Source organism: bacterium endosymbiont of Bathymodiolus sp. 5 South, from assembly GCF_900128535.1.
In the GTDB taxonomy this organism is placed as follows: Bacteria; Pseudomonadota; Gammaproteobacteria; order PS1; family Pseudothioglobaceae; genus Thiodubiliella.
The window spans coordinates 1-7086 of sequence record NZ_FQTR01000097.1; the positions used below are offsets into that span (position 1 = coordinate 1).

5 protein-coding genes are annotated in these 7086 nt (G+C 40.0%); 1 reads left to right on the forward strand and 4 read right to left on the reverse strand.

Translation table 11 applies throughout. The annotated features are described in order from the left end of the window. The 4 genes from BBROOKSOX_RS08110 to hemF all read right to left on the reverse strand — a co-directional run. On the reverse strand, positions 1-1697 hold a 1697-nt coding region (locus BBROOKSOX_RS08110), incomplete at its 3' end, for a hypothetical protein (protein WP_139660827.1). 230 nt (positions 1698-1927) lie between these two features. Next, a complete protein-coding gene (locus BBROOKSOX_RS08115; protein WP_139660830.1) occupies positions 1928-3658 on the reverse strand; it encodes a discoidin domain-containing protein in 1731 nt (576 codons plus the stop codon). Positions 3659-4061: 403 nt separating this feature from the next. After that, entirely contained in the window at positions 4062-4283 is a 222-nt protein-coding gene (locus BBROOKSOX_RS08120; protein WP_139660832.1) for a sulfurtransferase TusA family protein, read from the reverse strand. After that, positions 4273-5181: an oxygen-dependent coproporphyrinogen oxidase gene (gene hemF, locus BBROOKSOX_RS08125; RefSeq protein WP_139660834.1), complete on the reverse strand. Its 909-nt coding sequence runs from the start codon at positions 5179-5181 to the stop codon at positions 4273-4275. Before hemF ends, BBROOKSOX_RS08120 begins: the two co-directional genes overlap by 11 nt. Positions 5182-5296: 115 nt before the next feature. Here hemF and BBROOKSOX_RS08130 point away from each other — a divergent pair. Beyond that, positions 5297-7086, forward strand: a 1790-nt coding sequence (locus BBROOKSOX_RS08130; RefSeq protein WP_180323920.1) for an NACHT domain-containing protein, incomplete at its 3' end; no start/stop codon positions are given.

Here is a 7086-nt window from a genome sequence, read left to right on the forward strand (position 1 = left end):
CCATTTTTAGTGACAATATTCAGACCGCCAAATAAGGAGCCCCTGACATTGCCTATGGAAGAATCAGTGAAAACATTGGCACCTGCTAAGAGATACAGAATTGAATTGCCAGAACCCTCTTTGTTGATTTTGTTTGCACCGCCTGCCAAATTAGCGTTTAAGATACCTTGTGCCTTGTAGTTGATTATATTTGCCGCACCAATGCCAGTTAAATTAAGGTTGCCTTTGGAAACTTCTACATCAACAATATTGCCTAATGAAGCCAATATTAGATTGGTATTGCCGCTACCATCTCTTTTTAATCGGTTTAAAATCAAACCACCGAGTTTTGCCTTTAACTCCCCTGTTGTTGACCAAGTAACAACATTGCCACCACCTAATATGGTTAAATCTCCATTGCCTCTTACTCCAGAACGAGTAATAATATTACCGAAGCCGCCACCCACAAAGTTTATATCGCCATAATCACCTGTGTGTGTAACCTTATTAACGAAACCTACCCCTGTAAACGAAATATTGCCATTGGTAGAATGATCAATAATATTACCACCGCCACCACCAGTAAAATTAGTATTACCATACTTAGCTGTATTAACAACATGATTAGCTGCACCAGCACCATTGAAGACAATATCGCCTTGATCTCCCCCTATACGCTTCACAATATTGAGAGCACCAATGCCTGTAAATGAAATATTACCGTCTTTTACTTCACTAATCACTTGGTTGGATATGCCGGCACCTGCAAATACAACATTCCCAGAATCACCTCGGCGTTTCACTTTGTTATGCGCCCCAATGCCGCCTTCGAAATAAATACTGCCTCTATTTGCACTGTTGCTTACCTTGTTATACGCCCCAACGCCAGTAAAGCGAACATCGCCTTGATCACCCCCTATACGCTCCACAACATTAGAGGCGCCAGCACCAGTAAAACGAATATTGCCCTGCACTCCTCCTTTGCGCTTCACAATATTAGAGGCACCAATGCCTTTAAATTTAATGTTGCCGTATTCTACTTCGCTAATCACTCGGTTGGCAATACCGCCGCCTTTAAACGAAATATTCCCAGAATAACCTCGGCGATATATGTAATTACTTGCTGCTGCACCACCAAAGTTAATATTACCTGTTCGTCCAATATGCTGCAAATTTGTTGTACCAGCAAGACCAGCAACAGTCATATTGCCCCAAGCACTTTTATTGATATCCATGAAGCCAGCACCGCCGTAAACACTCAGATTCCCCCAAGTATCATAAACATCCAAATCCAAACTGGCGGCATACACCGTGTCATTGCCACCATACATCTTGACACCGCTACCCCACAGACCTAAACCCGTAGCAAAAAGTGTGTTGTCCCCCTCATCCCCTTCGTAACTTCCTGTAACAAAATACACAATACTATCAGCAATTTTCTCAAAAACTAACTCAGGTGCATCAAAAATTGTATCAACTGTATCAAAAATTGCATCTGCTACATCAATAACTGTATCAGCAACTGTATCTGCTACATCAATAACTGTATCAGCAACTGTATCTGCTACATCAATAACTGTATCAGCAACTGTATCTGCTACATCAACAACTGTATCAGCAACTGTATCTGCTACACCAACAACTGCATCAGAAAATGACTCAGCTGTATCAACAACTGCATCAACAAATGACTCAAATACATCTACTATGCCGCCCATAGAAACCCAAAAATATTTCTAAAAATAATAAAATTTTGAAGGGGTGAGTCTTTATTGGTAAACAAGGTGTGACTACCAAGCGATAAATGCACAGCCAAAACTGGCGTTATAGAATGATTAAATTGGTAAAAAAGCGACTGTTTGATAATAATCTTCATCTTTACTTACTAGAGATTAAAAAATCTATTATTGTAGCATTAGTCAAGCCTTAAGTCGTCAGTTGTCTGTATTTAATCAGATATTGTGGGTGTAGTGCCTCCCTTACCTGAACGACCCCACGCCGTGATTGAACCATCGGCTTTAAGGGCAGCAAAGGCAGACTTGGTTGAATAAATCTTGATATAACCATTGTCAGTAGGAGCGCCTATGCCTCCATATTTTGAGTTACCCCACGCCGTGATTGAACCATCGGCTTTAAGGGCAGCAAAGGCATACTCAGTTGAATAAATTTTGATATAGTCACTGTCAGTGGGTTCACCTGAGCCTCCATGCGTTGAGCCGCCCCACGCCATGATTGAGCCATCGGCTTTAAGGGCAGCAAAGGCAAGTGCATTTGAATAAATCTTGGTGTAGCCACTGTCAATGGGTGCGCCTATGCCTCCATACATTGAGTGGCCCCACGCCACGATTGAGCCATCGGTTTTAAGGGCGGCAAAGGCATACTCAGCTGAATAAACCTTGGTATAGCCACCGTCAGTGGGTGCACCTTTACCTCCCCACTTTGAGTCACCCCACGCCGTGATTGAGCCATCAGCTTTAAGAGCAGCAAAGGCATACCTCGTCGAATAAATTTTGATATAGTCACTGTCGTCAGGTGCACCCTTACCTCCAAAATCGTAGTGACCCCACGCCGTGATTGAGCCATCGGTTTTAAGGGCGGCAAAGGCTGCATCAGTTGAATAAATCTTGGTATAGCCACTATCATCAGTAGGCGCTATACCTCCAAGCCCTAGGCCACCCCACCCCGCCCACGCTGTGATTGAGCCATCAGCTTTAAGAGCGGAAAAGGCATACCTATTTGAATAAACCTTGGTATAGCCACTGTCAGTGGGTGCGCTTGCGCCTCCAGAGTTTGAGTCGCCCCATGCTGTGATTGAGCCATCGGTTTTAAGGGCAGCAAAGGCATCATCAGTTGAATAAATCTTGGTATAGCGACTGTCAGTAGGGGCGCCTGTACCCCCAAGATTTGAATCACCCCACGCCACAATTGAGCCATCAGTTTTAAGGGCAGCAAAGGCATGCTTATTTGAATAAATCTTGGTGTAGTCGCTACCAGTGGGTGCACCAGTGCCTCCATACTTTGAGTCACCCCACGCTATAATTGATCCATTGCCTTTAATGGCAGCAAAGGCGGCAGAATTAAATTCGTTGAATGCGTTATTACTCCCACCAAAATCATTATAAGCACTAGAAAAATCCACCTCAGAAAAACGCAAAATATCAATATCAACGCCCATAACTTGAACTTCTGCTAGAGAAAGGTAGTTGTTATCAAGTAACTGGATTCTAACATAGCGACCTTGTTTGTCGTGCGCACCTAATTTAATGCTTTTTTTAGGATTAGGCGCACCGTGAAAGTCTTGTTGATAGGTGTAGGTGCTAAAATCTGCTGTACTGGAAATACTGACTCGGTAGTTGCTGAGTCTATCTTTACAACAATCGGTGCGGTTGTAGATAAGGATTTGATTGATATTTTTCTCTTCACCTAAATCAACCTGCCACCAAGCGCCTTGTTCCTTTTGGGTGTGTGTTATGCTATTGTTGTACCAAACGCCTTGAGTATTGCCGTTAACTGCTTGTGAAGCATGATAAAGAGTGGTGTTGTAATTGCTCGATTGTGTAGCAGATTTTCCAAGGGCTAGATTGATGTCAGCGGCGTGAACGGTAGCAAACAAAACAGTGAAAAATGCTATTACTAATAAAGCACGATTAAAAAATTTACCCGTATGAGGTATATACATAATTTTTCCTTCTCCAAAAAAAATACATCATTAAAAATAAAACATTAAAAAAGAGTCAAGATAACTTTAGAGGCTCTTTTTTTAAAAACTCCAAGCAAAACTCTATAAATATTTTACTTACGCTGGGATTTTATATTATGAAGTTTCCCCAATAAACTGGACACTAATTTCCAATTCTACCCGCTATTTTTCATGTCAACAATCTTTTTTAGGTTTAAGAGACCTTTGCATAAATAGGAACAATCATCAGAAACCCACTTTTCACCCACTTGGCGATTTTTTAAACCCAGCCTTAACCCTGCTAGGACAAGGTTTAAAGAAATCACCCATTGGGCAAAAATTGGATTTTTCTAATCATCCCTATTTATGCAAAGGTCTCTTAAAGTAAAGCCTTCTAAAAGAATTATATTTTTTCTACCAATAAAACAATCTCGTCAGTTTTTTCATCACAAGCAAGCACCTTGTGCCCATGCACCTTGCACCAAGCAGGTATATCATGCAAAACACCAGGATCGGTGGCAATTATCTGAATGGTATCGCCTATCTCAATTTTCTCAATCATCTCCCCCAATCGAATGACGGGCATGGGGCAGAGCAATCTTTTAACATCTAAATTAGTTTGCATTAATCCAGTCCTGTGGTTTGAGGTAGTATTCGTATAGTTTGGCTTCGGGGCTGCCTGCTTTTGGCTGATATTGGTATTCCCAACGCACCAAAGGCGGTAAAGACATTAAGATAGATTCGGTACGCCCTCCGGTTTGTAAGCCAAACAAGGTGCCACGGTCGTAAACCAAGTTAAACTCCACATAGCGACCACGATGATACAACTGAAATTGTCGCTCTCTCTCGCCATATTCGCTATCTTTGCGTTTTTCTACAATGGGTCTGTAAGCCTTGATATAACTATTGCCCACACTTTGCATAAACGCAAAGCACTGCTCAAAACCACCTTTGTTTAAATCATCAAAAAACAAACCACCAATCCCGCGTTGCTCATCACGGTGTTTGATATAAAAATAATCATCGCACCATTTTTTATATTTTGAATACACCTCATCACCAAACGGTGTGCAAGCATCTTTAGCATTTTGATGCCAAAACACACAGTCTTCATCAAAGCCATAATAAGGGGTTAAATCAAAACCACCGCCAAACCACCAAATCGGGTCTTCACCGTCCTTTTCTGCTAAGAAAAAACGCACATTGGCATGCGAAGTCGGCACATAAGGATTGTGTGGATGAATCACCAACGACACCCCTAAAGCCGTAAAACGACGCCCTGCTAGCTCAGGCCTAAGTGCAGTGGCAGACGCTGGCATATCATCACCATGCACAATCGAGTAATTGACCCCTGCTTGCTCAAATACTTTACCATTCGTGAGTACTCTGGTTAGTCCATTACCTTTGTTGTCGGGCTTTTCCCATTGATCTTTAATAAAGGTTGCCTCAGTATCAACGGCTTCTAATTGCGCGCAAATATCGGCTTGCAATGCTAATAAATAGGTTTTTACTTGATTAATCATGGTATTTATTATACTAAAACTTAGTGAAACTTTCTTGTTTAAATTAAAATTTTACAAATGTATAATTTATTTATGGTATCATTTGAAGCAATTAATTAGAAGGCAGAAGGTAAAAATGCAACAACAAATCATAAAAGGTTTTGACTATTTTTTAAAACAAAATGAATTAGGTAAAACAGACTCTAAAAATATAAATCGATTGTTACAAATGATGGATGAGAATGGTCACATTGATAAGCAAACGATATTAGAGCAAATTTTTGTAACAGCGGCTGATGCAGATGCGAATTATCGTAATTTCATTAAACGAACATTAGATGCAATTGCTAGGCTTATTGAGGATTCTGAGGCGAATTCTGAAGCTGAAAAAATACTCAAGTCAATTGAAATAAACGCACTCAAGGCTAACAAGATACGGAAAGCTCAATTGCAACTAAAAGTGGGTTATTCTTCAGCAAATATTCAACCTTTGGCAAACCGACAATATGAGGACGAAAATTTTGAACCCAATATCGCTAAAGATACCCATAAGCCTATTGATGAAAATGCGATTAGGGTTTTTATTAGTTACAGCAAAGACAATAAAAGTGACGCTCAATATTTTAGACAGTTATTTGAAAAAAGAAAGCCTGTTATTGATGGCAAAGAAGTGGTTATTTGGACAATGAATCAGTTGATTGCTGGCTCATCATTTGACGAACAAATTCAAGAAAATTTAAACAAATCTGATTTTGGTTTTGGCGCGCTCTCGCAACAATTTTTACAAAGTGAGTACATCACAACACAGGAAATACCTCACTTTTTACAACAAAAATCCTTGTTTTTATTTGGCTTAGATAAAAGAATAGATGGTAATACTTTAAGTGTTGATGATTTTTTTAGCAAAGTAAATAAAAAGTTAAACAAAGATAATACAAAAATTTTGCAAGAACAAGTGTGTTATTTAGACGATGGATCGGGTGATTTTTTTGTTGATTGCTCTACCCCTGAGAGGAAAAATGCTTTTGTTGATAAAGTTATTAAAGGCTTAGAAGCAATGTACAACAATAAACCCAAAGACAGTCTACCGCAAACACAAAAGACAGACAAAATAAGCCCTAGCCTGGATAAAAGATACCTTGAAGAATACCATCAACCTAGTTCCGCAAAACTCACGCAAATGTCCACCGAAAGTGAAGCGTTATCAACCACAAACATTAAAACGGCCACAAACATCGAAGTCAATTTAATCACCGATATGCTAGACTGGATTAAAAACTCCCCACAATCTATCTATGCCCTACTGGGTGATTATGGCATGGGGAAAACCTTTAGTTGTCGCATTTTATCCGCCAAACTCACGGAGGAAGAAGGGGCTATTAAGCCGTTTTATATTGATTTGCGTGATACGCCTACTTTTATTACCGAGAAAGATATTGTGCGTCAACCGTATTTAGAAGAGATAATACAGAGTGTTTTAAGGCGACAAGAAGTAACCACTGATGCACAAACCTTCATCCAGCAAGCACAAAGTGGCAATTTGATTTTTATCTTTGATGGTTTGGATGAAAAATTGGTGCATTATACTAAGGATATGCGTCAGCAGTTTTTAACAGAATTGATGCGAGTATTCCCCAATACAGTGCATCTTGGGGATTCAAAAGTTAAAATAATTCTCTCTTGTCGCAGCCATCATTTTGAGGATTTAAAAGCGCAAAGTAGTTTTTTTCGTGGCTTAGGTAGGGACAATTCCGCACAACAGGATTATCGTGCTATGGAAATTCTCCCTTTTAATTCAACGCAAATTCAATCAATGTTAAAAAAACAACTGGGTGAGCAGGATAGCGCACTTGTTTTTAAATTTATTAGCGACAATCATTATTTATCAGGCTTGGCAAGTCGCCCTTTTCTGCTAAATAAAATCGC

Coding starts and splice junctions, on each gene's coding strand:
- hemF (WP_139660834.1), bottom strand. CDS start 5,181: ATGATTAATCAAGTAAAAACCTATTTATTAGCATTGCAAGCCGATATT.
- BBROOKSOX_RS08115 (WP_139660830.1), bottom strand. CDS start 3,658: ATGTATATACCTCATACGGGTAAATTTTTTAATCGTGCTTTATTAGTA.
- BBROOKSOX_RS08120 (WP_139660832.1), bottom strand. CDS start 4,283: ATGCAAACTAATTTAGATGTTAAAAGATTGCTCTGCCCCATGCCCGTC.